Origin of the sequence: Arthrobacter sp. StoSoilB5 (assembly GCF_019977235.1) — a bacterium.
Lineage (GTDB): Bacteria > Actinomycetota > Actinomycetes > Actinomycetales > Micrococcaceae > Arthrobacter.
In genome coordinates, this window is sequence record NZ_AP024646.1 from 5,181,045 (window position 1) to 5,204,477 (window position 23,433).

Below are 23,433 nucleotides of genomic sequence, written 5' to 3' on the forward strand. Positions count from 1 at the left end.
TGTGCGTCCTAGAAGAAGGTATGGATGAGGTCGACGACGGTCTGGTCACCGTTGGCCTCGGTATCGGCCAGGACCGGGATGATGGTCCATTTGTCGAACGCGGTGCACGGATGGGACAGGCCCAGCCGGACGACGTCGCCAGGACGAACGGAGGTGGTGTTGGCGTCGAAGGTCATGAAGCTGTGCTGGTCGTTGACGGAGGTGATTTCGGCTCCGACCAGCGGTTCCATGGCTCCGCCCAGCACAGGGCCGATGAGCTGCGGCTCCGGCAGCCCTTCATCGAACGGGAGGTCCCGCTTGCCGGCGTCGAGGATGGCCAAGCCCGGTTCTGTCTGCGAAACAACGCGTGCCCAGCCGTGCATTGCGGCACGGAACGGCTGGTTGCCTTCGCGGGAAAACGGCGAGATTCCGCGGTAGAAACCGTCGTCGTGGATGATGTACGCGCCACTGCGGATCATGAGGTCCACACTGGGGCCACCAGTTTCGGCACCGGTGCTGATGCAGGGAGACAGGACCGTGACTACGTCGTCGAAGTAGGCGCTGCCGCCCGCGGTGATGATGACAAAGCCGGTGCCGTAGAGGTCTCCGGCGAGCAGTTCCTCGTGAAGCAGCCGCATCTGGCCGAGGTAGCCCCGCACAGCGCCCAATCCGGCGTCGTCCGCAGTGTGCGCGAGCGAGCCTTCATATCCGCTGACGCCCACCAAACGCAGGTTCGGTGAGGCGGAGATCGCGCGGGCAACGTCCATGGCAGCGTCGACGCCCCGGGCGCCGGTCCGCCCGCCGTGAGCGCCGAGCTCCACCAGGACATCGAGCACGGCGTCCGCTCCGGACAAGGTGTTGTTGATCAGTTCCACGGTTCCCACGGAGTCCACCCAGGAAAGGATGGGCGCTTGGGCAGTGGCGTTGGCGGCCACCCATTCGATGGCGTGCGGATCCGTGAGGCTGTTGGCGAGTTGCAGGTTCCGCACGCCGAACTCGCGTGCCACCCGGAGCTGCGCGAAGTTGGCCAGGGTGATGCCCCAGGCGCCTCGGTTGAGCTGCTCAGTCCAGAGCTGCGGAGCCATGGTGGTTTTGCCATGCGGGGCCAGCAGCACACCGTGTTCCGCGCACCACTCGGCCAGGCGATCGGCGTTTGCCTGGAGCGCAGAGGCATCGAGTGTCAGCAGTGGCGTCTGGAGGTCGGCCAAGGTGTGCTTGGCGGCGAGGAATTCGGCGTGCGTGATCCCGTTGGCGGTTGCCGGAATGGCCTTGTGCCGCCAATCGAGCTGACGGTCTGCGAGGCCGGCCACGGCGTGTGCCGAAATGGCTTCGGAAGTGTTCACGGGTTCATTCCCTTCGCGGGGCTGCGTTTTTGAAGCTGCGGTGTGGGGCTGTTCTGGGTAGTGTTCTAGCTGCGTTGCGTATTTTGCAACGCTGGTTGCAAACCTGTTGGTGATATGTCTAACATGGTGGCGGATTGAGAGTCAAGACCGCTGAGAAGCGCACAACAAGTGGGAGAACGATGCTGTCAGCTGTATGCGTTGGCGAGACGATGGCCATGCTTACCCCTGCCCAAGCTGTTCCCCTGCACCAAGCCACCGAGCTCCACTGCGGGATCGGCGGTGCAGAGTCGAACGTTGCCATGGGCTTGGCGGCCATGGGCCTGGACACCCACTGGGTCAGCCGGGTGGGCCACGATGGCTTCGGCAGGCGCATTCTTGAGGACCTTCGAGCGCACGGAGTGGGAGTCTCCGGGGTCGAGGTGGACGAGTCCAGACCAACCGGCCTCTACGTGAAGGTCCCCGCCCAGGAAACAGACCCCGACGGCGGCAGTTCAGTTTTGTACTATCGGCAAGGTTCTGCGGCCTCGGCCATGGGACGCGGCACGCTCTCCAATCCCGCTGTTTCCTCGCTGCTGGAGAACGCAGCGCTGATCCACCTGAGTGGTATCACCGCTGCCCTGTCCCCCGGGTGCCTCGATCTGTTGGAAGCCATCCTCACAGCGCCGCGGAACGGCAGGACCATCAGCTTCGACGTGAACTGGCGTGCCGCTCTTTGGGCAGGCCAAGACCGTTCTGTCCTGCAGCGCTTGGCGAACCTGGCCGACGTCGTGCTTGTTGGAAAAGACGAAGCCGCGCACGCCTTCGGCACCACCGATGAAGCCGAACTCCGCCGTTTGATGCCGGACCCAGAGGTGCTGGTCATCAAGAACGAGGCGATCAGCGCGATTTCCCTGACGCGTGGCACGGCTGACTCAAGTGGCACACGGGAAGAGGTCCCCGCACTGTCCGTCGCCGTCGTCGAGCCTGTTGGCGCGGGTGACTCTTTCGCCGCCGGCTACCTCAGCGGCATGCTGTTCGGGCTCGGCCAGAAGGCGAGCCTCCGGCGGGGCCATGTTGCTGCTGCGTGCACGCTGACCGTCCACGGCGATCGCGGCCCGCTGCCCGACGCCGGGCAGCTCGCGGTCATCCTCGATTCTTCGGATGAGGACTGGGCTGCTATCCATGTTGAAGAGGGACATTTCAACACCAGAACCGGAGCGTGACATCTTGAGCCAGAGCCTCATGCGGGCCATCGACCTGCTCGCCGAACTCGCAGCGAAGCCCGCCACCCTTGACGAGCTCTCGTCCAAAGCATCCGTACACAAAACCACCGTGATGCGGCTCCTGCACGCCATGGAGGAGAAGCGGCTTGTGGTGCGCGACGAAGATCAGCGGTTCATGCTCGGCTCCAAGCTGTTCGAACTGTCCTCCCTCGCCCTCGAACAACGGGACATTCGCAAGGTCGCCCACCCGCACCTGGCCGAACTGAACGGCCGCACCGGGCACACCGTGCACCTCGCTGCGTTCGAAGGAAATGAGGTGGTGTATATCGACAAGTTTGAGTCGCACCACCCCGTCCGCATGTACTCGCGCATCGGCCTGACAGCTTCGCTGCACTCGGCCGCTGTGTCGAAAGTCCTCCTCGCCGACATGCCGCGCAGCCGGCAGGAAAAGATCGCGGCGGGGCTGGACTACGTGAAAGTTACCGAGAATACCCTGACCTCGCCGGAGGCCTTGCTGGCCGAACTCGAGCAGGTCAAGGAACAGGGCTGGGCCCACGACAACGCCGAGCACGAAGCGTTCGTGCACTGCATTGCGGCCCCCATCCGCGACGCCTCAGGTGCCGTTGTTGCCGCAGCCTCTTGTTCGGTACCGGTAGTGATGCTCAGCTATGAAGGCTTGCTTGAGCTGCTGCCCGACCTCAAAGCCAGTACCGAGGCCATCTCGAAAGACCTTGGCTGGATCAGCCACGAAAGGAACTCAGCATGAGTGAAAAGACCGTAGTACTGACCGAAAACGCCCCCGCCCCGGCGCACGTATTCTCCCAGGGCATCAAGAAGGGCGGCATGTTCCAGGTTTCCGGCCAGGGCCCCATGGACCCCGCCACCAACCAGTACATCGGCGAGGGCGACGTCCGCGTCCAGACCCGTCGCACGCTGGAGAACGTCAAAGCCATCCTCGAAGCCGGCGGCTCCTCCGTTGAAGACGTCCTGATGTTCCGCGTCTACCTCACCACCCGCGACGATTTCGCCGCCATGAACGAGGTCTACGGTGAGTTCATCCGCGAGAACGTGCCCAGCGGTTTGCTGCCGAGCCGCACCACCGTGTTTGTTGACCTCCCGCACGAGGTCATGCTGGTGGAGATCGACGCCCTGGCCGTTACTGCGTAGCACTGCCTGGCCGCGACGCCCATTTTCGTTTGCGCCACAGTTGCGGGCTGGCGACACCTATATTCAGGCGTCGCCAGCCCGTTTCTGCGTCCCCAGTGAATGTGCGCGGCGTCAGCGCTCACCGCGTCAAAGAAGGTCAGGAAGCCACGCGCCGCACAACCGACGGCGGGACGGCCGGAACCCGCTGGCGCTTGGCATAGATCCGGGCTCGTTGGCTGGACAGAGCCAGGAGCACAAGGATGTCGGTGGCCAGCCCGGACAGGCCGGCCTCAAGCGTGAGGTTGGTGGTTCCAGTGGAGGCGTCGATGGCTTGGGCCACGATCGAGATGGAGCTGAGTCCCATCGCAATCACGCGCGCGCCGTTGCTGCCCAGAAATATCCGCCAGGCAAGGAACACTTCGCCGAGCCCGAAGACCAGGACGATCGCGGCCACGGTGACGATTGCCGCCGTCGTGGTTTGCGGGTCAGGGTTGGCGTCCTCCAAGGTGACGGTGCCGCCCGAGGTCAGCAAAGTGATGGCCAAAGCAAGTGCAGCAAGGGCCCGGATGACCACGAGGAATGCACCCGTCATGGTGGGCGCGGGCCGGCGATCGCGGCTGTCCGTCTGACTGGCGGGTTGGTCAGTGGGGACGAGTACGCTGCACGCGTCGATGATGGGCAGATCGCCGTCTGTGGAGATCGAATCCCCGCCGCCATTTCGCGAGTGATACCCAGTGGAAAAGTCCTTGATGACACGGACGGTCACGGCAGGCTCAGCCTCGGACACCGTCCGCACGATGTGGTCCCGCTCCACGTCGGTATTCTGCTCGATCTTGTGCGTGATCTGGAGGGTGAACAGTGAGAAGCCAACGCTGCGATCGTAAGTGCCGGCGGCAAGCCAATCTACCTTGTGCCCACCGGGCAGCATCCAGCCCTCGGGGCATCGCCAAAAGCGCACATGGTGGCGTTTGCCGGGGTTGCTGTCCACCTCCTGCTGGTAGGCGAAGTCCTGTTGCCGGTCAAAGAGGTAAAGGGGGCTGACGGGAGCTTGGGTGTAGCTCTGCCTCAAAAGAGTAGAGCTCACGATGCGTCGGCTGCTGGCGAAGGTCACGTCGTCCGCGATGGTCCACCCGGCGGCACGCATGATCGCGTGGATCTGCGCCTCGGTGCCCATGAGGGCCACGTTCACCGGATCACCCAGCAGTCCATCACTGGTCCGGGCCCGGCCGATGAAGTAGCCAGGAACGTAAATGGTGGTAAGGATCCGGTGGAGGCGAGGCAACAGCAGGTAGGCAAGGAAAGCCCAGAACACCACGGAGAACCACACTTGGCCCCACCCGAGGTGAAAGCTCTCCCCCACAAGCAGGAATGCCAGCCACACCGCAGCTGCTCCACCCAGGACGAAGAATGCGTGGTCGAGTCGGCTGTCAGTCACTCCCATGCTTGGCGCTTTGTACATTTCGGAATTCCCCCTGGGTGCACGTGCTCCTTAAGCTTCGCCTCCCGGCCTCCATGTGTACACAGGCTTGGGCATTAAGGTTCGACGCCGGCACCCGCCCAGGCGCAGCCGTCGAGTTCCAAAAGCATTCCACTTGTGTCATTGACTCAGCATTCCACTTGTGTCATTGTTTTCTCAGAAGGCGTGACCCGCGTCACGCAAAGACCCGCCAACGGAGAGAACAATGAAGCTCGAACACATCCTTCTTGGAGTCCTGCTGGAGCATCCGAGCACGGGCTACGACATCAAGAAATTCCTCGACACCCACGGCCGGTTCCTACGCTCCAATACGCAGATGAGCCAGGTTTACCGCTCGCTGGGGAGCATGGAGAACCAGGGCTGGGTGACCCACAGCGTGGACCCCCGGCCCGGTGCCCAGGACGCAAAGACTTACCGCGTCACTGATGAAGGAGCCACCGTCTTCCTCGATTGGCTGACAGGCCCGTACCACCCGGCCAGCCGTTTCCAGGACCCCGAACTTGGTGCGCGATTGGCCTTTGCCGGCTTCATGAGCGCCGAGCAGCTCCTCCGGATTCTCGACGTCGAAATCCAGACCCGCCAGGACGAAATCGCCAGGTACCGCAACCGCGACCGCAGGGAACAGTGGGCTCCCACCATCGCCTTCGACACCGAGCTGGCCGAATCTGTGGGAGAACGCTTGCACCTCATGGGCGCGAGCGCCATCGACGCCCACGTTGCTGGGCTGATCAGCCTGCGCAAGGAACTCCTGGATGGGCAGTTGACTTCCCGCTCGCTCACCGCTGTACCGGCGGAGCTGCGACCATGAAGGCCATCATTCTCATGTTCGATAGCCTCAACAGGCACATGCTCTCCCCCTACGCGGCAGATACCTTCGTGGATGCCCCCAACTTTGCCCGCCTCGCAGCAAAGACGGCCACGTTCGACAATTTCTATGCCGGTTCGATGCCTTGCATGCCAGCACGCCGGGAGATGCACACTGGCCGCCACAATTTCCTGCACCGTAGTTGGGGACCGCTGGAACCGTTCGACGATTCCATGCCGGAGATGCTGGGAAAAGCAGGAGTGCACACGCATCTGGTATCAGACCACCCGCACTATTGGGAGGACGGCGGCGCCACGTACCACCCGCGGTACACAACCTGGGAGTTCTTCCGTGGCCAGGAGGGCGACCCGTGGAAGGGTGTAGTAAATCCTTCGGGCCGGAGCCAGGACTGGCGTGCGGGGATGAAGCGGCAGGACCTCATCAACCGCAGCTACATGCCAACCGAGGCAGATCACTCCCAGACCAAAACCGTGGACGCCGGCCTGCACTTCATCGATACGAACCATGAAGCGGACAAGTGGATGCTCCAGATCGAGCTTTTCGATCCGCATGAGCCCTTCTTCACCCACAGCAAATACAAGGCTTTGTACGAGCATGAATACGACGGCCCCGAATTCGACTGGCCGGGATACCAGAAGGTCACCGAGCCACAGGACCAAGTGGAGCATGCCCGTTACGAATATGCCGCGCTGGTCTCGATGTGCGACAAGTCGCTCGGACGGGTCCTGGATGCCATGGACCAATACAACATGTGGGAAGACACCCTCCTCTTGGTGAACACGGACCACGGCTTCCTGTTGGGCGAACACGGCTGGTGGGCCAAGTCTGTTCAACCGTGGTTCAACGAGCTCGTGCACCTGCCCATGTTCCTGTGGGACCCGCGCACCGGCGGCAAGGACACCCGGCGTGGAGCCCTCGCGCAGACCATCGACATCGCACCCACCATGCTGCGTTTCTTCGGCGTCGAACCTACGCAGGACATGCAGGGCCAGGACCTCGCCACCGTCCTGCAGGACGACAGCGAAGTACGTGAGGCGGCCCTGTTCGGTATTCACGGTGGCCACGTCAACGTCACTGACGGCCGCTACGTCTACATGCGTGCCGCCGTCGAACCTTCCAACGCTCCGCTGGAGGATTACACGCTGATGCCCACCCACATGCGGTCGCGGTTCTCCACCGCCGAACTCGCGCAATGGGAACCTGCGGAAGCGTTCAGCTTCACCAAGGGACTGCGGACAATGCAACTCCAGACCACCTCCATGATGAACTCCTGGGGCCACAGAACCCTTCTTTTTGACCTGGAAAAAGACCCCAACCAAACGAGTCCAATCATCGACGACGAGCTGGAACTCCGCCTCCTGAGAACGCTGGCCAAACTCATGCACGCAAACGATGCACCGGAAAGCCAGTTCCAGCGGCTTGGGATTCCTTTCGATTCCGAACCCACAACCCAGCACCTGCTCGCCGCCCAGCAAGCGGACAGGGCGCGGCTCGCTTTGGAACCCCTGCCTCCGATCGACAGCTTCGCCGACGGCGGAACGGCCCTAACGCTGCCCCTACTGGAACTGCTCCAGGACGTCCGCGGCCGCGAAGCCGTGGAGAAGCACCTCCCCGATCTCATCAGCACTGAACTGGTTAACATCCCCGCCCAGCTCAGCCTCTACCAGCTCGCAGCCGTCATCCCGGTTCCCTCGAGCGCCCTCGGGTCCATTGCCGAGGAACTGGCTGCCGTCCCCACGGCGTAACTCCAAGCCAGTGACACATCCCCAACCCGGCCTGACAATGTAGACAGGACTTTCAGCCCATGACCACCCAACCCAGCCCTGCCCTCGCCAAGGAAGCTCCAGCAGAAGGAGCAGCCCAAGCCAGCAAAGTTCCCCACCGCTGGCGAAACCTCGCTGTCCTCACCGGCGTTACGGTCGTGGACAATACGGAAGCCGGCCTCAGTGCCACCCTGTTCCCGACAATTGCGGCGGCCCTGAAACTGCAAAGCAGCCACCTCGGCTTGCTGGCCGCACTCGGCAAAATCATCGCTGTTCCGGCCGGTCCGGCGTGGGCCTGGCTTGCTGGGAAGATCGGCCGACGGAAAGCGCTGATCGCCACTACCCTGGCCGGTGGTGTCTTCGGCATAGCCGCAGGTTTTTCCCAGGACTTCGTTCAACTGTTGATCCTCAACACGCTGATGTCGGCGTCTATCATCGGTGGAAGCCCGATCGCCAACGCCATCATCGCGGACTCCTTCGATGACAGCCAGCGCGGGAAGGCTGCGGGCTACTTCTACGGATTCATGAGCCTCATCAGTTCCTTCATTGCCCCTCTCATCGCCTTGTTCACGGGCATTACCGACGGCTGGCGCTTCGGCATGTGGACCATCGGTGGCATTTGCATCCTGGCCGGCCTGCTGGTGGCATTGCTCCTGAAAGATCCCGGAGTGGGAGCGTCCGAGAAGCAGCTCGCAGACCTCAGCGGCCGCGAGCGCCTCGCCCCGAAAGTCACCGTCCGCTCAGTGGCCTCGCTGTTCCGGATTCCGAGCTTCTCCATCATGATGCTCTCAAGGCTGCTCTCCGGGCACCTCCTCATCACGATCTTCGGTATCCAGTTCCTCGTGGTGGAGCGGGGCTTCACCAACGCAGTCGCGGCCATCGTCCTTGTTCCCTTTGGGCTCGGCTACTTTGCTGGAACGGCAGGTGGCGGCTGGCTCGTCGCACTCCTGGACCGGGTCCTCCCTGACCGGGGCCGGGTGGCCTACCTGCAGGGCGCGCAGGTTCTCTTCGCGGCCGTCGCATTCTTTGCCACCCAATTCGACTACGACAACATCGGCATCTACAGCGCCTTCTGGGCCCTGATCGGCTTCGCCCAAGGAGCCAATCCGCCCGCCAACCGTCCGATCGTCGCAGCCGTTGTCCTGCCGGAACTCCGTGGCCAGGCCTTCGCCATCTTCCTGACAGTTTTCGAGACCATCGGCTGGGCCGTTTTCTCCCTTGGAGCGGGCGCCTTGGCCTCAAGCCTCGGAATCCAGGCAGTGTTTCTCTGGACCTTGGTGATCCTCATGTTGGTCAACGCGGCGGTCCTCACTGCCCTCTACTTCTGCTACCCGCGGGATGTGGACCGTGTCCGCAATGCGCTGGAGCAGCGCCGGCAGGAAGCACTGCAGCAGGGCTGACCGAAGCAACCGCTAAGGCTCGACGACGGCACTCACCTGAGGGCCGGCGTCGAGCCTTTTACCGTGGTTCCGCATGCCACCTGTCAGTCATAGGTCGACAAATGGTGTGCTCCGGTGCTTAGCATGAAGGCTCCGGCAAGCCGGAGTACGTGACCTCTTGAACGACCCCTCGGAAGGTCGGCGCGAAAGCGGCGACCGCGTAAAGGAGAAAACTGTGCAGGAGCCAATAGCCAGCGGGAACTTGTCAGAGAACCAGAGCCTCGCAGGAGATTCCGGGGGGCAGGATACGCCGGCCAATGGCGTGAAACCCTCCAATGGTGCGGAACCCACAAATGGTGCGGAACCCACGGACGGCGCAGCATCCGAGCCAGCGGAAATCACATTTGACGAACAGTTCTATCCAGCGCGCCCGAAAGCCCTACGGCCGATCGCCCGACGCCGGCAATTCTTTGCTGCCCGGCCCTCCTTGGAATTCGACGGGCGCAACCCAACTTATGTGGACTGGCTCCGCAACCAGTCAATGCTCGGCGACGCCAACACCATGGCACGGCAACTCTCGGGCCAGGCGAGTATGTGGCAGAACGCCTACGCCCGGCCCAACCCCAGGGCGGCAGTGGAGCGGGCACCTGTTTGGTTCACGGCTTATCCACTCTCCTTCATCACCCGCGAGGGTCAGTCATTCCTGTCCGCCTTGGGAGATCCCGGCCTCTGGAAGGCGTTCCGGGAGATCGGCATCCGTGGACTCCACACCGGCCCCGTCAAGCTGGCCGGAGGTATCAGCGGCTGGTCGCAGACACCCAGCGTCGATGGTCATTTTGACCGCATCAGCATGGCGATCGATCCGGCCTTCGGCACGGAGGAAGAATTCCGCCGGATGTGCGAAGTCGCCGCCGATCATGACGGGACAGTCATTGATGACATCGTCCCAGGGCACACCGGGAAAGGCGCCGACTTCCGTCTTGCCGAGATGAACTTCCGCGACTACCCGGGCATCTATCACATGGTGGATATCCCCGAGGAAGACTGGCACCTGCTGCCTGATGTTCCCGAGGGCGAAGATTCAGTGAACATCAGTCCCGACGCCGAACAAGCCCTGCAAAAAGCCGGATACATCATCGGCAGGCTCCAACGGGTGATCTTCTATGAGCCGGGGGTCAAGGAAACCAACTGGAGCGCCACGAGGCCGATCGTGGATACCACAGGCAAAACCCGTCGCTGGGTATACCTGCACTACTTCAAGGCCGGACAGCCGTCCATTAACTGGCTGGACCCCACCTTCGCTGGAATGCGCTTGGTAGTGGGCGATGCGCTGCATTCCCTCCTGGACCTGGGTACCGGCGCCCTGCGGCTCGATGCCAACGGCTTCCTCGGCGTGGAGAAAAGTGCGGAGGAACAGCCGGGCTGGTCAGAAGGCCACCCCTTGTCCGAGGCAGCCAACCAGCTCATTGGCTCCATGATCCGCAAAGTGGGCGGGTTCTCCTTCCAGGAACTCAACCTCACCATTGATGACATCAAGGCGCAGTCCGAGTCTGGCCCGGATCTGTCCTACGACTTCATCACCAGGCCGGCCTACCACTACGCGCTGGTCACGGGTGACACCGAGTTCCTGCGCCTGACCCTTCGGCTTGCCATGGACATCGGCGTGGACCAGGCCTCCCTTGTGCATGCCCTGCAGAACCATGATGAACTGACCTACGAGCTGCTGCACTTTGCCGCTGGCCACAGGGACGACGTCTTTGAGCTTGCCGGCGAGGAACTGACAGGCGCTGAGGTTGCCGAAAAGGTTCAGAACACCCTCCGGGAACGGCTCACTGGAGAGAACGGGCCGTACAACGCCGTCTTCACAACCAATGGCATTGCCTGCACCACGGTCAGTTTCATCATGGCGGCCCTGGGCGTCAAGGATCCCGCCTCCATCACCAAGGAGCAAGAGGCCCAGGTCCTTGACGCCCATGTGCTCTTGTCCATGTACAACGCGCTGCAGCCCGGGGTCTTCGCCCTGTCCGGCTGGGACCTCACCGGTGTCACAGCCTTGGACCGAGCCGCCGTCCAGGAGCTCACCTCGCAGGGCGACACCCGCTGGATCAACCGCGGGGCGCACGATCTGATGGGCACAAGTCCGGATGCCAAGACGTCCTTGGCCGGAATGCCACGCGCCACCAGCCTTTATGGGCCGCTACCTGAACAGCTCAAGGACCCAAGCTCCTACGCCCGGCGCCTCCAACAGATCCTGAAAGTAAGGGAACAGTCAGGGATCGCAACGAGCACCCTGCTGGACGTACCCGACGTTTCCAACCGCGGGCTGCTCGTCCTGGTCAACCAACTCGGCAGCGGCGACCTTGAGGTCACGGTCCTGAACTTCTCCGACCAGGACATTGCAGGCAGCATCCAGTCCTCGCATCTAGTCCCCGGCGCCAGCGTCCACGATCTCTTCAGCGGCGAAAACGTGGGGCAAGTGGATGATCTTGGCAGCTTCTTCCTCGAACTCCGGGCGTTCCAAGGGACGGCTCTGGTTCTGAAGGAAGCGGAGACCGAATAGAGAGCCCGACGTCGGCACCCGGGTGAGTGCCGACGTCGGGTTCTGGTTTCCTGCCTACCCTGCTTTGGTGGTCAGTGGTTCTATCGATATTCCCTCCGCGGACCGGCTCCGGGAGTATGTGGCCGCGACTACGAGCACCACCAAAGCGAGAACACCCCCCGCAATCGCTATCCAGACGGCCTGCTGATACCCGAACGTGCTCTGGCCTGCCATACCGACTAGTGCTACGCCGAAAAGGTAACCCGCCTGGCGCCCGGCGTTGGCAAGGGCGCTGGTGACGCCACCTGTTCCTTGAGGGGCGACGGAAGTAGCGAGCGCCAAATGTGGCGGAGAGGCGATACCGAACCCAATCCCAAGAACGAGGAGGGAAGCTGAAACGACAAACGGTGATTGCGAGACGCCAGAAAGCAGACCCATGGCAGCACCTGTAGTCGCGATGACTGTACCGGTAGTGGTGAGGGCTACAGGACTCCACTTCTTCCCTGCCAGCTTGCTCACCATGATCGGAAGGGCGAAGACCGGCACTCCTGCGGGCAAGAGCAGCAAACCACTGTCCAGGGCAGAGAGGCCTAGAACCTTCTGGAAATAGAGGTTTGCTGCGAAAAGAGCTGCATAGAACAGCACGAACATGAAGAGTCCGGCCAGCACATACAGGTGCAGGCCGCGGGCATTCAGGATAGGACCTGGAAGTAGGGGCGTGCTCGTTCGCTTTTCAACCATAATGAAGGCGACACCTGCCAAAACGGCCACTGCGAGGGATCCAATGACTTTAACGCCCGCTTGTGAATTGGCGTACTCAATGATGCCGTAAGTAAGCCCTCCCAAGGCGATCACGATGAGGACGACTCCCGTGATGTCCAAAGGCCGTTTGTTTCCTTGACCAACAGGAAGGCGCCGGGCAAACAACAATGTGGCGATACCGATCGGGACGTTCAGCAAAAAGATGCTCCGCCACCCGAGCGTGTCTACAAGTATCCCTCCCAGGCTCGGACCGAAGGCCTGTGGGCTAGCTGCCACCGTAGCAATGATGGCAATAGCCCGGCCGCGCTCCAAGACTTCGGGAAAAGACATCATCACAACGGTCAGGGTGGCTGGGATAAGCATGGCACCGCCTACGCCTTGCAACACCCGGGCTGCGATGAGCACGGAAGCTACGTTCGTCATGGCGCAGAGGACGGACGCAACCGTGAAGAGCACGACGCCAGCGCGGAAGACCTTGGCGGCACCGAAGCGGTCGATGAGCCCGCCACCTGCAAGTAAGAGGGCGGTCATGACAAGGACGTAAGAATCCACGATCCATTGCTGCTGGGCTGGGATAGCCCCGGTCTCCGCCGCAATGGATGGCAGCGCGACGTTGAGCACAGTGGTATCGAGGATAACCATGCTGTACCCGAGGCAGGCCGCACTGAGGATGGCGGTTGTAGCTTTCATCAGGATCCCTTGACTAGTTGAGGTGGTTTAGGTCGGACGCGTCGAAGGGAAGGCGAGTGTCGGCCCGCCCTTCTCGCATGCGATTGACGAGGTCGGGGTCGGAGATAAGGGCTCGCCCCATTGCTACGAGGTCGAAGTCGCCACGGGCAAGCATTTGCTCGAGCTGCTCGAATCCTGCAGTCCCGGCACCCTGTCCATGCAGGAGCGCGCTTACAAACTCGCTGTCCTCGAGTCCGACTGATCCCACCGTGATTGTCGGCTGCCCCGTGGTCTTCTTTACCCAACCCGCGAGATTGAGGTCCGAGCCTTCAAACTCGGGTAGCCAGAAGCGCCTGGTGGACGCATGGAAGATGTCGACGCCGGCATCGACGAGCGGCGCGAGAGCAGACTCCAAGGCCAGTGGGTCAGGAAAAGCGCGGGCCTCAAAATCAATGGTCTTCCATTGGGACAACCGAAAGATTATGGGGAAATCAAGTCCAACTCGATGGCGAATCTCCTGGACAATCTCTTCAGCGAAACGAGATCTGTTTCTGGTCGTGCCGCCGTAACAGTCCAGCCGATTATTCGTTGCAGACCATAGGAACTGGTCAACAAGGTAACCATGCCCCCCATGAATTTCGACTCCATCAAATCCGCATGCCTGAGCATGGGCAGCCGCTGCAGCGAAAGCGTCTACAACAGAGTCGATGTCCCTTCGTGTCATTGTGGCGCCTGGGTGCTTTATCTCGCCGAAAATGTCGGAGGGGCCCACATTCCCCACATCCCGTTGGGGGGAATCATTTGGCTTTCGGTCAAGGCCCACGTGCCAAAGTTGGGGGACAATCTTTCCCCCGGCATCATGGACGGCCTCGACAACCATCTGCCACGCTCTGAGGGCGTCCCCGCCATGAAACCGGGGCACGGTAGGCGACGGAGACGAAGCAGGATGACCAACGACGGTTCCCTCAGTAATGATCAGCCCGACGCCGCCAGCAGCACGGCGTCCGTAATACTCCGCCGTTCCAGGGGATGGAACACCGTTCTGGGCGAAGTTCCGCGTCATCGGCGCCATGACAAATCTGTTGGGCAACGACAAGGAACCGTAGGCGAATGGAGCCATCAGCGTAGGTCGAGGTCTTGAGTGTTGAATGCGTGTCATGTTTGGGATTCTCTCGGTCAGCGGTTTAGCTCATCGGTGGTGTTCATGCCAGCAGCCTCGTCATACGCGAGGGCGATCGCGCGCTCTACGTCCATCAATTGGGGAAGGTTCAAAGCTTTTGCGATTCCAGTTAGCCGCTCGGCTAGCGTTCCGCCAATGACGTGGTGAGGGATGGCAAGTTCTTCGAGGCTGGAGAGGAGGAGATCGTCTGAGAGCTGTCGAAATCGCTCTGAGACGGGCCGGTGCCCGTCAGTGACAAGGTCGAATTCGATCGGCAGGTGAACGAAGACGTCGTAGGTCGTCTTTGCATGCCGCTTCGTGACTGCGCCGATGGCCTCGATGACCTCGCTGAAGTACTTCATTTCCGCTGAGGTTTCAACCATGGATGCCGCGTGGTTGTCGGGGTGGATTCCGACGTGGGTACGAATTTTGCCATACACCCATTCGTGCAGTGAGGACCCGTCGGAAATGAATCCCCCTGGAAGATGGCTCTCGTGCACGGCACGTTCGCCATAGCGGATCATGCCCAACTGGAATAGTTCAGGGGCCGTGCAGTCTTCAAGCCGTTTTCCTGGCAATACGTCGGGGAGAATCTCTCGCATTGTCTTTGCATGAGTCCTAGGGATTCCTGTCATATGCGCCAAGGCCATGGACGTGGTGGTCTTGCCGGACGAGTAGGTGCCAGAGATGGCGATTCTCATAGGGTTCCTTCGTGTGTTGTCTGCAATTCGGGATCACCCATTTGGGTCAGGACACGATCAGGAAGCTCGTGTGCCAGTGAGTAGCGGTTGACGAGACCGAGGAATGTTCCGCTGAAATCCGTCGACCGGTAAAAGCGGCCGTTTACGTTAAGGAGCCTGGACTTCTCCACGGTGGAGGAAGCGTCAAATGCGTGACTGAGCGGACGATAGGGCGTGTCGGCCGCAATAACGACGCGCCTCATCCAAAGCGTGTTGGATTCATGACGAGAGATCCCGTCCACCTGGTAGAGCAGTGCCTGCGTCATTTGGGACTGCGCGATGACACAGTCCAGGATGGAGACGGACGGCCGATAATCGCCTCCGATGTCATTTCGAAACGCAGACTCGGAGGCAGAACTTATGGCAACGCTCGCGTCCACGCGCTGGTTGTCGGCGGTAAACCGAACGTTCCCAATCTTGTGGAAGCGGTGCCTGAATCCTTCGCCATAGAAGCGCCCCTCTGCTTCGCCCAGCACCGATGACAGGGAGGGCATCGGACCCATCTTCGGGTTGAAGGAACATATTTCGTGCTCAAGCCGCAGCTGGACCTTGATGCTCCCAACGGAACACTCCAAGAGCGATTCAAATGGAGCACTCAAACATCGGCTACTCGGCTTGGTCGCCACCAACGCTGCCTTGACGTCTATGGCCTCCAGTTTCTCCTGAGGCACTGCTCCAGAACGGAATTCGACGGAGCGGATCCACGCGGATGTGCGTTCCCTTGACCCTAGGGAGAACACCCGAATAAGGAGCACCTCTGCGAGTTCAACGGCTATGACGAATGCATCCACGGTTGAGAGATGCGGTCGCAACCCGCGATGGTGGTCCTTTCGCGACCAATCGCGCGGATATGACAGCGCCGCAACCCCCGTAACGCCTAGAGAAGTCTGGCTGGCCATCTCTAGTTTTAGGTCCTCAATACAGTGAGCGACCCTTCGGAAACCGCTTCCGAAGTACCTCTCATCGGCCGGGCCGAGAACGTCGTCGATGACGTTACGTACAGATGTGTCCATGATTTTTCCCCAATGCTGTAAAGGCTTCCCCGCGCCCAAGATACTTCAAGCTAGAGGTTAACTGCAACAATTGGAGCATTCATTAATTTAAGCTTGTACGTACTCGACTAGACTATGGACATGCCCGAGGACCCTCAGTCAACAGCCAATGATCGAACAAGGCGCGTACGGGAGCTTCTCACCGAGCTCTCCCAGGGACTGTCGGACCAAGTGCGTTCCGCCGTGGCCGAACTCGACTTGACTACCACCCAAGCGGCGGTCCTGAGGCAGCTCGCAACTCCGCACACACAGCGTGAAATCGCCAATTCCTTGCAATGTGATCCGTCCAACATCACTTATGTGGTGGACAAACTTGAGAAAGCTGGTCTTGTCACGAGGGAGCAGCACCCTTCAGACAGAAGGGCCAAGATTCTCCGCCTCACCGAATCAGGCTTGAAGACCCGAAAGACAATGATCGATCGCTTTGAGGCGAAATCGCCGCTTCGATCACTCTCAGAGGACGACCTTCAAAGGCTTGAGGAGTTGCTGGCCAAGACTGTCCGTCCCGGAATCTAAGGAAACTGGGCCCACGGCGCCCGGGTGAGTGCCGACGTCGGGTTCTGGTTTCCTGCCGCCTCGCCACTGGAGCCAATCGCTCCACCTTGGTAGCTTCGACGCATGGCCATCAAACTTGAGAATGTCGGCATTGCGGTACGGGACATCGAAGAAACCATCGCCTTTTTTACCGACCTCGGTCTGACGGTGGTTGGCCGTGACACCGTCAGCGGCGAGTGGGCTGATACCGCCGTCGGGCTTGATGGCAACCACGCGAAGATTGCGGTGCTGCAGACCCCCGATGGTCAGGGTCAACTCGAACTCTTCGAGTACATCCACCCTGATGCGATCGAGACGCACCCCACCCGTCCGAACGACATCGGAATGCACCGGGTGGCCTTCTCCGTTGACGATATCGATCAAGCCCTTGAGATAGCGGCGAAGCACGGGTGCACTCCGCTACGTGGAGTGGCCACCTACGGCGACGTCTATAAGCTCACGTATCTGCGCGGACCCAGCGGAATCCTCGTCATGCTTGCTCAGGAATTGAAGAAGGACTGAGGAACCATATTTAGCGGCTTTCACTGATCTCATGGGCGAAGTCGTTGAGAGCGGCCGCTACAGCTTCCGGATGGCTCAAGCTGGCGTAGTGACCGCCCGGGATCTCCAACGGTTCGGTTCCAAGCCGATCGCGTACTTGGCGCCTCATGAATGACGGAGGAAAGAACTGATCGTCGCGGCACAAAATCGCCAGGTGGGCACGCCTGGGTGCTGGCCGGGCCAAGGCGCGGACATCCACGCACCTTGCTGGTCCCGCTCTTTGTCGATGGCCTGCTGTGCCAAATCCTCAGGGACCAGGTTGAAGAATGCTTCTTCCGGGATGGTCTCGCGATCATGCCCTGTATTGGTCCACCAGTCGCCGAACGTCTCGCCCGGCATCGGAATCATTGCCGAGAGGTACACCAGTCCGTCGGACTGGAGGGCCTCGCAGACCAATGGTGCCGTGAAGCCGCCCAAGGAGTGGGCAACGACGATGGTGTCCTGAGCGTCGCCGACAGCTGCAGTCACTGCCTGCGTGTAATCCTCAAGCCCGGCAGCGTCGTCTTCGATGGGCAGGTCCACGGCCACCACGCCATGCCCCGATGCCTCAAGCAGGGGACTAACCAGATGCCAGTCCCACGCCGTGGAACCGCCACCGTGAATCAGCACGAAAACGGCCATGCCCCCACCCCGGTTTCCAGAGACATCATGCGTGCGCTGTCACCAGCGGATCGGGCTTCTCTGTGTTGATGCCGGAAGCCGTCTCCACTGGGAGGCCATTCCTGATCCAGTACTCGATGCCACCAATCATTTCCTTCACCGAGTATCCCAGTTCGGCGAAAGCGAGCGCCGCGAAGGTGCTGCCGTTGAAACCGGGACCCCAGGAGTAGACCACGACTTGCGAGCCTGCCGGGATCAGACCAGTAGCCAAGGCCGGAATGTCAGCGGTCGGAATATGTACCGCATCGGGAATATGTCCGTGGTCCCATGAGGACTGCCGGCGCGTGTCCACCACAACCAAGTGTCCCGGCTCCGACTCAGCCACTTCCATGACGTCGATTTCGCACTGCAGGTTGGCGCGAAAATAGGCGGCGGGATCGAGTTTTATAGCGGCCTGTGAGGGTTTCACGGGGGTCCTTCGTTGATAAAGCGGTTCAGCGGACATTCTCCTTCCGCCAAGGCAAACACTACGCCACGCCTGGCGGGGTTTCCTTTTTCCTGACGACAACCAAGGATATACCCCTGGGGGGTACTTGATTTGATACCCCCATGGGGTATACATTCGAAGCATGAGCAATGCAGACCTGCATATTAGTCAACCGGGCGGTGACTTCCCCACCATCGAAGTCGACCTCGAGCACGCCGCGCCACACGGGTACACCAGCAACAAGGATGCATACCTGCGCCGCCTGAAACGCATCGAGGGGCAGGTCCGCGGTATCGCGCGGATGGTGGAAGAGGACAAGTACTGCATCGACATCCTCACCCAGGTCGCCGCTGCCACCAAGGCCCTGCACGCCGTCAGCCTGGGACTCGTTGAAGAGCACATCGGCCACTGCGTGGTTGGCGCCGCTTCCGAGCCCAATCCAGAAGCCCGCGCCGAACAGATCGACGCCAAAGTGAAGGAGGCCACCGATGCCATCGGGCGCCTGCTGCGGTAACTCCGCCAGCACACATCACACCATTCAACTCACCACCAAGGAGCGCATCATGAGCCAGACCATCCAGACAAACGTCAACGTTTCCGGCATGACCTGCGGCCACTGTGTTTCAAGCGTGAGCGAGGAACTCGAAGCTCTTAACGGCGTGGAAGACGTCTCCGTGGACCTCAACCCTGGCGGGCTTTCCACCGTAACCATCACATCCACCAGCGAGCTCTCGCCGTCAGAAATAGGTGAGGCAGTCGCAGAAGCCGGCTACTTGGTGGTAGCCAACGAAGCCTAGGAGTCCTCTTGAGTAACCAGGAGACCTTCAATCAACCCGAAACCCGGGTCATCGAACTGGACATTGAGGGCATGACCTGCGCCTCATGCGTCAACCGAGTTGAACGGAAGCTCGGCAAGCTTGAAGGTGTTGAAGCCAGCGTCAATCTCCCCTTGGAATCAGCCCACGTGACGGTTCCGGCTACGGTGACTGACCAGCAAATCGTAGACACGGTCAACGCCACAGGCTACAAAGCCACAGTCCGCCAAGCTCCGGCCCCCCACGCCCGCCCCCGGCAGAGTGACACCGGGGACCACACCAACCACTCGGCCCACGAGGGCCACCAGAATACGTCCAGCCATTACGGCGGGATGGCGCCGGATCAGGCAACGCTGGCTGTGCATACCGAAACCGGGCATGACCACAGCGGAACCGCCGGAGGCATGCGGCAGCATGCGTCTAAGCGAGGCACGAGCGAGCATGCAGAGCATGGCGCCGGCGGTTCCGCGCCAGCCGAGCACGCAGAGCATGGCGAACACAGCCACATGGATCACGGCCCCGCCGCCTCAGCACTCCGCCCACGGCTGATCACGGCGGCGGTATTGACCGTGCCCGTCTTCGCGATTTCGATGGTTCCTGCCCTGCAGTTCACCAACTGGGGCTGGATTGTGGGTGCACTGGCACTGCCTGTGGTCAGTTGGGCTGCGTGGCCGTTCCACAGGGCTGCCGCTATCAACGCCCGGCATCTCGCATCCACCATGGACACCCTCGTTTCCATCGGGGTGATCGCGGCCTACCTTTACTCCGCGTGGCAGTTGTTCGCGGATCCACGGATGACAGAGCATCCCGGCATGGAAAGCATGTCCGGTGGTGGGCTGTATTTCGAGGTCGCCGCTGTTGTCACCACGTTCCTGCTTTTGGGCCGGTACTTGGAAGCGAATGCGAAGGCCAAGGCTGGCGACGCTTTGAAGGCCCTGCTGAATCTTGGCGCCAAGGATGCCACGATTTTGGTGGACGGCCGGGAGCAGAAAATACCTGCTGAAGAACTCCTGGTAGATGACGTCATCGTGGTCCGCCCTGGTGAGAAGATCGCGACGGATGGTGTGGTGATTGACGGTGCCTCCGCCGTCGACGCCTCACTTGTTACGGGCGAATCGGTACCGGTCGAGGTCGGTCCGGGGAGCCCTGTCACTGGCGCGACCCTCAACACGTCGGGCCGCCTTCTGGTCCGTGCCACGAGGGTGGGTTCTGACACCACCCTCGCGCAGATGGGGCGTTTAGTCAGTCAGGCGCAGACTGGAAAGGCGCCGATCGCACGGCTGGCGGACAGGATAAGCGCAGTGTTCGTGCCGATCGTGCTGGTGCTTGCATTGGTGACCTTCATTCTGTGGCTATTCTTCTCGGGCGACCTCAACGCGGCGTTCACCGCTGCAGTTGCCGTCCTGGTGATCGCTTGCCCCTGCGCCTTGGGGCTCGCAACCCCCGTCGGACTGCTGACCGGAACGGGCCGAGGCGCTCAGTTGGGCATTCTCATCAAGGGCCCGCAGGTGCTTGAGGACACCCGCCACGTGGACACCATCCTGCTGGACAAGACCGGCACCGTGACCAGCGGGAAGCTGGCCGTGGACCATACGGTCGCCCTCAACGGACACTCTCGGGCAGCAGTCCTGACTCTTGCCGGTGCGGTCGAGTCAGCTTCGGAACACCCCATCGCCCATGCGATTGCCGAAGCAGCCAAGGAAGCAATGCCCGACGCCGGTGCTCTCCCTGGTGTGGATGGCTTCAGTTCCGCTCCTGGCGGGGGAGTCCGCGGAACCGTGGCGTTGAATGGCACCACAAAGACGGTTGTCGTTGGGCGCTCGGGCTGGCTTGAGAAGAACGGCATTGCCCTCGATTCCAGCCAGCGGGACGAACTCGCAGCCCAGGAGAACAGCGGTGCAACTGCAATTTGGGTGGCTGTGGACGGTCAAGCTGCGGGAATCATCAGCCTGAGCGATACCATCAAGCCCGGCTCCGCCGCTGCGATCCAGCGACTGAAGGATCTCGGTATCCGTCCGATGCTCTTGACGGGTGATAACGCCGCCGTGGCCGCCCAAGTAGCTGCCGCCGTCGGGATTTCCCATGACGACGTGTTCGCTGGGGTCCTGCCGGAAGGCAAAGTCGACGCTGTCCGGAAGCTCCAGGCTTCCGGCGCAACGGTGGCAATGGCCGGCGATGGAGTGAATGACGCCGCTGCCCTGGCCCAGTCTGATCTGGGAATCGCGATGGGATCCGGCACGGACGTTGCTATCGAAGCGTCTGACCTCACTGTGATGGGCAGCGACCTGGGCCAGCTCGTTCAGGCTATTGAGCTCTCCCGCAAGACGCTCTCCACCATCAAGACCAACCTGTTCTGGGCCTTCTTCTACAACGCGATCGGCATCCCAGTGGCAGCTCTCGGACTACTCAATCCAATGATCGCGGGCGCAGCGATGGCGGCGAGTTCCGTGCTCGTTGTGGCGAACTCCCTGCGGCTCCGCTCGTTCGGGAAGTAACGCCAGCCACGTAGCAGCACATGACGTTCCAGGCTCTCATAACGTCATGTGCTGCTACGTACTTTGCGGACTTGGGCCGTGCTAGGCCGTTCCGAACCGGACAGCAGCCCGGGCCTTTGCCTTCGCGGCTTCCTCATCACGGTTCTTCGCCGGGGCATGGCTCACCAGCGAATCCAGCAAATGCTGAGTGATGTGGGCGATCTCGTGCACGGCCTCAGCGAAAGCTTCCTCGTTGGCCTTGGACGGTTTGGTGGAACCGCTGATCTTGCGCACGTATTGCAGCGCGGCAGCCTCCACTTCTGCCGACGTAGCGTGTGGTTCAAAGTTATGGAGAGTCCTGATATTCCGGCACATATCCCCATGCTAACTATGGGCAGCGCTGCATGGGGAGGGGTGCCCATCGACGCCTTTTGGAATCCCGCGATAGGTTTTAGCTATTGGATCTTCCGGATGAGCCGGAGGCCGCTGGGGATGCCGAAGAGCTCGGGTCCGAACAAATGAAGGAGAATCTCATGGCTATTTGGGGTGCAGATGTTGATCAGCTTCGTCAGCTCGGTAACAAGCTGAAGGCTGGTGCCGAGAACATCGAGCAGCAGCGTTCACAGCTGAAGGGCGCCCTTGACGGCACCGACTGGAAGGGCCCGGACGCTGACAAGTTCCGCGGCGAGTGGGACAGCCAGCACGCTTCCAACCTGAAGAAGGTTGCCGACGCCCTTCGCGAAGCCGGCGACCGCGCTCAGAAGAACGCTGAGCAGCAGCAGCAGGCTTCCAACTAAGACAGTTGGGAAAACCCCGGACGCAACGGCGTCCGGGGTTTTCGCTTCTTAAGACCGAAACGTGTAGCTGACCGTTAGTCCCGCGGGACCTTGGCGACGCGCCCCGACGGGACGGGCTCGACGTCGTTCGCGTGATCCAGGACGCGGGCCCGGGCAGCCTCCTCAGCGGTCCGGGCGGCCTTCCGGTCACCGCGCAATTCGTCCACGCGGACCAGGACCACACCGCCCACAATCAGAAGCCCACCCAGCAACTGGATGGTGCTCGGCAATTCTCCCAACAGCAGCCACGCCCAGACCACGGCGAACAGCACCTCTGTCAGGGACACAAAAGACGCCACTTTGGACCCCAGGCTGCGCGCCGCCATGATGCCGGAGACGTAGGCGAGGACGGTCGCGAGAATAACGAGCCCCACGGCTGACACCCACCAAGGAATGGTCCAGGGGCCCAGGGCCGTATCAGCGGTGCTGAAAGTCATGGGGATCAATCCCACGGCACCCACCAGCCACATGACCAGCGCGCCCACCAGGAGTCCGCCCGAGGCAAGGACGAGAGGAGGAAGAGTGTCGTTCTCCTTGGCTGTGATGAAGAAGTAGATCACCAGGCAAACGGCGGCAGCCATGCCCCACAGAACCCCGATGAAGTCCACCTTCACAGCGCCGGTCAGGTCCAGGACAAGGACTAGTCCGCCCAACGAAAGCAGTGCGCCGGCAGCTGTGAGGGCCCGGGGGCGGCGTCGGCTGGCGATCCAAAGCCACAGCACGATCATGACCGGAGCAAGGTATTCGAGCAGCAGCGCGACACCCACGGACAATCGGGCTACAGCGTTGAAGTAGAACAGCTGACAACCTGCGACTCCGATGAGCCCAAACAGCAGGATAGTCAGCCAGTTGTCCTTGAGCTGGTGCCAGCGGCCTCGAAGAACCACGACGCCGGGAATCGCCAGGATCAGCGCAGCACCGGTGAGTCGCACGGCAACAGCAGCGCCGGGTGACCAGCCTGTTTCCAGCATGGACTTGGCGAATGAGCCGGAGGTACCGAAAACCGCGGAGGAAAACAAAGCGATGCCGAGTCCTGAGGCCAGGAAACCTTTTGCATCAGCCTTCGCCTTTGTAGCTGACACAGCAGCCT

General features: G+C 61.3%; 23 protein-coding genes. 13 read left to right on the forward strand and 10 right to left on the reverse strand.

The annotated features are described in order from the left end of the window. Positions 1-8: 8 nt before the first annotated feature. A complete protein-coding gene (locus LDN75_RS23545) occupies positions 9-1,322 on the reverse strand; it encodes an alanine racemase (protein ID WP_223935084.1) in 1,314 nt (437 codons plus the stop codon). 179 nt (positions 1,323-1,501) lie between these two features. Between LDN75_RS23545 and LDN75_RS23550 the strand changes: the two genes are divergently transcribed. Genes LDN75_RS23550 through LDN75_RS23560 form a run of 3 tightly spaced genes read left to right on the forward strand, consistent with a single transcriptional unit; the run spans position 1,502 to position 3,691 of the window. Next, positions 1,502-2,524: a sugar kinase gene (locus tag LDN75_RS23550; RefSeq protein WP_223935085.1), complete on the forward strand. Its 1,023-nt coding sequence runs from the start codon at positions 1,502-1,504 to the stop codon at positions 2,522-2,524. Continuing rightward, positions 2,484-3,290 (forward strand): IclR family transcriptional regulator, encoded by an 807-nt coding sequence (locus LDN75_RS23555; RefSeq protein ID WP_346347153.1) that lies wholly within the window; start codon positions 2,484-2,486, stop codon positions 3,288-3,290. Before LDN75_RS23550 ends, LDN75_RS23555 begins: the two co-directional genes overlap by 41 nt. Further along, positions 3,287-3,691 carry a Rid family hydrolase gene (locus LDN75_RS23560; protein ID WP_024818727.1) on the forward strand — a complete coding sequence of 135 codons (405 nt, stop codon included), beginning with the start codon at positions 3,287-3,289 and terminating at the stop codon, positions 3,689-3,691. Before LDN75_RS23555 ends, LDN75_RS23560 begins: the two co-directional genes overlap by 4 nt. 136 nt (positions 3,692-3,827) lie before the next feature. On the opposite strand, the gene LDN75_RS23565 is transcribed toward LDN75_RS23560, so the two are convergent. After that, the gene (locus LDN75_RS23565; protein WP_223935087.1) at positions 3,828-5,129 is read right to left on the reverse strand and encodes an LssY C-terminal domain-containing protein; all 1,302 of its coding nucleotides are present in this window, start codon (positions 5,127-5,129) and stop codon (positions 3,828-3,830) included. A gap of 223 nt (positions 5,130-5,352) precedes the next feature. On the opposite strand from LDN75_RS23565, the gene LDN75_RS23570 reads away from it, so the two are divergent. From LDN75_RS23570 to treS, 4 genes are all read left to right on the forward strand, one after another. Then, a complete protein-coding gene (locus tag LDN75_RS23570) occupies positions 5,353-5,955 on the forward strand; it encodes a PadR family transcriptional regulator (RefSeq protein WP_223935088.1) in 603 nt (200 codons plus the stop codon). Further along, on the forward strand, positions 5,952-7,718 hold the full coding sequence (locus LDN75_RS23575) for a sulfatase (protein WP_223935089.1): 1,767 nt from the start codon (positions 5,952-5,954) through the stop codon (positions 7,716-7,718). Before LDN75_RS23570 ends, LDN75_RS23575 begins: the two co-directional genes overlap by 4 nt. A gap of 59 nt (positions 7,719-7,777) precedes the next feature. Further along, on the forward strand, positions 7,778-9,136 hold the full coding sequence (locus tag LDN75_RS23580; protein WP_223935090.1) for an MFS transporter: 1,359 nt from the start codon (positions 7,778-7,780) through the stop codon (positions 9,134-9,136). A 376-nt stretch (positions 9,137-9,512) separates the two neighbouring features. Beyond that, on the forward strand, positions 9,513-11,675 hold the full coding sequence (treS, locus tag LDN75_RS23585) for a maltose alpha-D-glucosyltransferase (protein ID WP_223937675.1): 2,163 nt from the start codon (positions 9,513-9,515) through the stop codon (positions 11,673-11,675). Positions 11,676-11,729: 54 nt separating this feature from the next. Here the strand turns inward: treS and LDN75_RS23590 are convergent, their stop codons facing one another. The 4 genes from LDN75_RS23590 to LDN75_RS23605 are packed head-to-tail and all read right to left on the reverse strand — an operon-like array spanning position 11,730 to position 15,997. Continuing rightward, positions 11,730-13,106 carry an MFS transporter gene (locus LDN75_RS23590; RefSeq protein ID WP_223935091.1) on the reverse strand — a complete coding sequence of 459 codons (1,377 nt, stop codon included), beginning with the start codon at positions 13,104-13,106 and terminating at the stop codon, positions 11,730-11,732. A gap of 13 nt (positions 13,107-13,119) precedes the next feature. After that, entirely contained in the window at positions 13,120-14,244 is a 1,125-nt protein-coding gene (locus tag LDN75_RS23595; protein WP_223935092.1) for an NADH:flavin oxidoreductase, read from the reverse strand. Positions 14,245-14,261: 17 nt separating this feature from the next. Then, entirely contained in the window at positions 14,262-14,945 is a 684-nt protein-coding gene (locus LDN75_RS23600; protein ID WP_223935093.1) for an AAA family ATPase, read from the reverse strand. Then, entirely contained in the window at positions 14,942-15,997 is a 1,056-nt protein-coding gene (locus LDN75_RS23605; protein WP_223935094.1) for an AvrD family protein, read from the reverse strand. Before LDN75_RS23605 ends, LDN75_RS23600 begins: the two co-directional genes overlap by 4 nt. Before the next feature lie 120 nt (positions 15,998-16,117). Between LDN75_RS23605 and LDN75_RS23610 the strand changes: the two genes are divergently transcribed. After that, positions 16,118-16,552: a MarR family transcriptional regulator gene (locus LDN75_RS23610; protein ID WP_223935095.1), complete on the forward strand. Its 435-nt coding sequence runs from the start codon at positions 16,118-16,120 to the stop codon at positions 16,550-16,552. A gap of 102 nt (positions 16,553-16,654) precedes the next feature. Next, positions 16,655-17,092, forward strand: a complete 438-nt coding sequence (locus tag LDN75_RS23615; protein WP_223935096.1) for a VOC family protein — start codon at positions 16,655-16,657, stop codon at positions 17,090-17,092. Between the two features lie 144 nt (positions 17,093-17,236). Here LDN75_RS23615 and LDN75_RS23620 read toward each other — a convergent pair whose 3' ends face one another. Beyond that, entirely contained in the window at positions 17,237-17,752 is a 516-nt protein-coding gene (locus LDN75_RS23620; protein ID WP_223935097.1) for an alpha/beta fold hydrolase, read from the reverse strand. Between the two features lie 25 nt (positions 17,753-17,777). Beyond that, complete coding sequence (locus tag LDN75_RS23625) at positions 17,778-18,200, reverse strand: rhodanese-like domain-containing protein (protein ID WP_346347154.1); 423 nt, start codon at positions 18,198-18,200, stop codon at positions 17,778-17,780. 160 nt (positions 18,201-18,360) lie between these two features. On the opposite strand from LDN75_RS23625, the gene LDN75_RS23630 reads away from it, so the two are divergent. From LDN75_RS23630 to LDN75_RS23640, 3 genes are read left to right on the forward strand one after another with little or no spacing between them, the layout of a single operon-like run. Further along, positions 18,361-18,732: a metal-sensitive transcriptional regulator gene (locus LDN75_RS23630; RefSeq protein WP_223935098.1), complete on the forward strand. Its 372-nt coding sequence runs from the start codon at positions 18,361-18,363 to the stop codon at positions 18,730-18,732. Positions 18,733-18,781: 49 nt separating this feature from the next. Beyond that, positions 18,782-19,015, forward strand: a complete 234-nt coding sequence (locus LDN75_RS23635; RefSeq protein WP_223935099.1) for a heavy metal-associated domain-containing protein — start codon at positions 18,782-18,784, stop codon at positions 19,013-19,015. A gap of 8 nt (positions 19,016-19,023) precedes the next feature. Then, positions 19,024-21,528: a heavy metal translocating P-type ATPase gene (locus LDN75_RS23640; RefSeq protein ID WP_223935100.1), complete on the forward strand. Its 2,505-nt coding sequence runs from the start codon at positions 19,024-19,026 to the stop codon at positions 21,526-21,528. 81 nt (positions 21,529-21,609) lie between these two features. On the opposite strand, the gene LDN75_RS23645 is transcribed toward LDN75_RS23640, so the two are convergent. Continuing rightward, entirely contained in the window at positions 21,610-21,882 is a 273-nt protein-coding gene (locus LDN75_RS23645; RefSeq protein ID WP_216924537.1) for a DUF2277 domain-containing protein, read from the reverse strand. Between the two features lie 158 nt (positions 21,883-22,040). Here LDN75_RS23645 and LDN75_RS23650 point away from each other — a divergent pair, with 158 nt between their 5' ends. Next, positions 22,041-22,304, forward strand: a complete 264-nt coding sequence (locus LDN75_RS23650; RefSeq protein WP_011776688.1) for a WXG100 family type VII secretion target — start codon at positions 22,041-22,043, stop codon at positions 22,302-22,304. Between the two features lie 74 nt (positions 22,305-22,378). Here LDN75_RS23650 and LDN75_RS23655 read toward each other — a convergent pair whose 3' ends face one another. Next, positions 22,379-23,425, reverse strand: coding sequence for an EamA family transporter (locus tag LDN75_RS23655; RefSeq protein ID WP_223935101.1), 1,047 nt, complete (start codon positions 23,423-23,425; stop codon positions 22,379-22,381). Positions 23,426-23,433: the final 8 nt, after the last annotated feature.

What these genes read in the sequence shown, in the direction of transcription:
- LDN75_RS23550 (WP_223935085.1), top strand. Translation starts at nt 1,502, where the DNA reads ATGCTGTCAGCTGTATGCGTTGGCGAGACGATGGCCATGCTTACCCCT.
- LDN75_RS23555 (WP_346347153.1), top strand. Translation starts at nt 2,484, where the DNA reads ATGTTGAAGAGGGACATTTCAACACCAGAACCGGAGCGTGACATCTTG.
- LDN75_RS23560 (WP_024818727.1), top strand. Translation starts at nt 3,287, where the DNA reads ATGAGTGAAAAGACCGTAGTACTGACCGAAAACGCCCCCGCCCCGGCG.
- LDN75_RS23565 (WP_223935087.1), bottom strand. Translation starts at nt 5,129, where the DNA reads ATGTACAAAGCGCCAAGCATGGGAGTGACTGACAGCCGACTCGACCAC.
- LDN75_RS23570 (WP_223935088.1), top strand. Translation starts at nt 5,353, where the DNA reads ATGAAGCTCGAACACATCCTTCTTGGAGTCCTGCTGGAGCATCCGAGC.
- LDN75_RS23575 (WP_223935089.1), top strand. Translation starts at nt 5,952, where the DNA reads ATGAAGGCCATCATTCTCATGTTCGATAGCCTCAACAGGCACATGCTC.
- LDN75_RS23580 (WP_223935090.1), top strand. Translation starts at nt 7,778, where the DNA reads ATGACCACCCAACCCAGCCCTGCCCTCGCCAAGGAAGCTCCAGCAGAA.
- LDN75_RS23590 (WP_223935091.1), bottom strand. Translation starts at nt 13,106, where the DNA reads ATGAAAGCTACAACCGCCATCCTCAGTGCGGCCTGCCTCGGGTACAGC.
- LDN75_RS23595 (WP_223935092.1), bottom strand. Translation starts at nt 14,244, where the DNA reads ATGACACGCATTCAACACTCAAGACCTCGACCTACGCTGATGGCTCCA.
- LDN75_RS23600 (WP_223935093.1), bottom strand. Translation starts at nt 14,945, where the DNA reads ATGAGAATCGCCATCTCTGGCACCTACTCGTCCGGCAAGACCACCACG.
- LDN75_RS23605 (WP_223935094.1), bottom strand. Translation starts at nt 15,997, where the DNA reads ATGGACACATCTGTACGTAACGTCATCGACGACGTTCTCGGCCCGGCC.
- LDN75_RS23610 (WP_223935095.1), top strand. Translation starts at nt 16,118, where the DNA reads ATGCCCGAGGACCCTCAGTCAACAGCCAATGATCGAACAAGGCGCGTA.
- LDN75_RS23615 (WP_223935096.1), top strand. Translation starts at nt 16,655, where the DNA reads ATGGCCATCAAACTTGAGAATGTCGGCATTGCGGTACGGGACATCGAA.
- LDN75_RS23620 (WP_223935097.1), bottom strand. Translation starts at nt 17,752, where the DNA reads ATGGCCGTTTTCGTGCTGATTCACGGTGGCGGTTCCACGGCGTGGGAC.
- LDN75_RS23630 (WP_223935098.1), top strand. Translation starts at nt 18,361, where the DNA reads ATGAGCAATGCAGACCTGCATATTAGTCAACCGGGCGGTGACTTCCCC.
- LDN75_RS23635 (WP_223935099.1), top strand. Translation starts at nt 18,782, where the DNA reads ATGAGCCAGACCATCCAGACAAACGTCAACGTTTCCGGCATGACCTGC.
- LDN75_RS23645 (WP_216924537.1), bottom strand. Translation starts at nt 21,882, where the DNA reads ATGTGCCGGAATATCAGGACTCTCCATAACTTTGAACCACACGCTACG.
- LDN75_RS23650 (WP_011776688.1), top strand. Translation starts at nt 22,041, where the DNA reads ATGGCTATTTGGGGTGCAGATGTTGATCAGCTTCGTCAGCTCGGTAAC.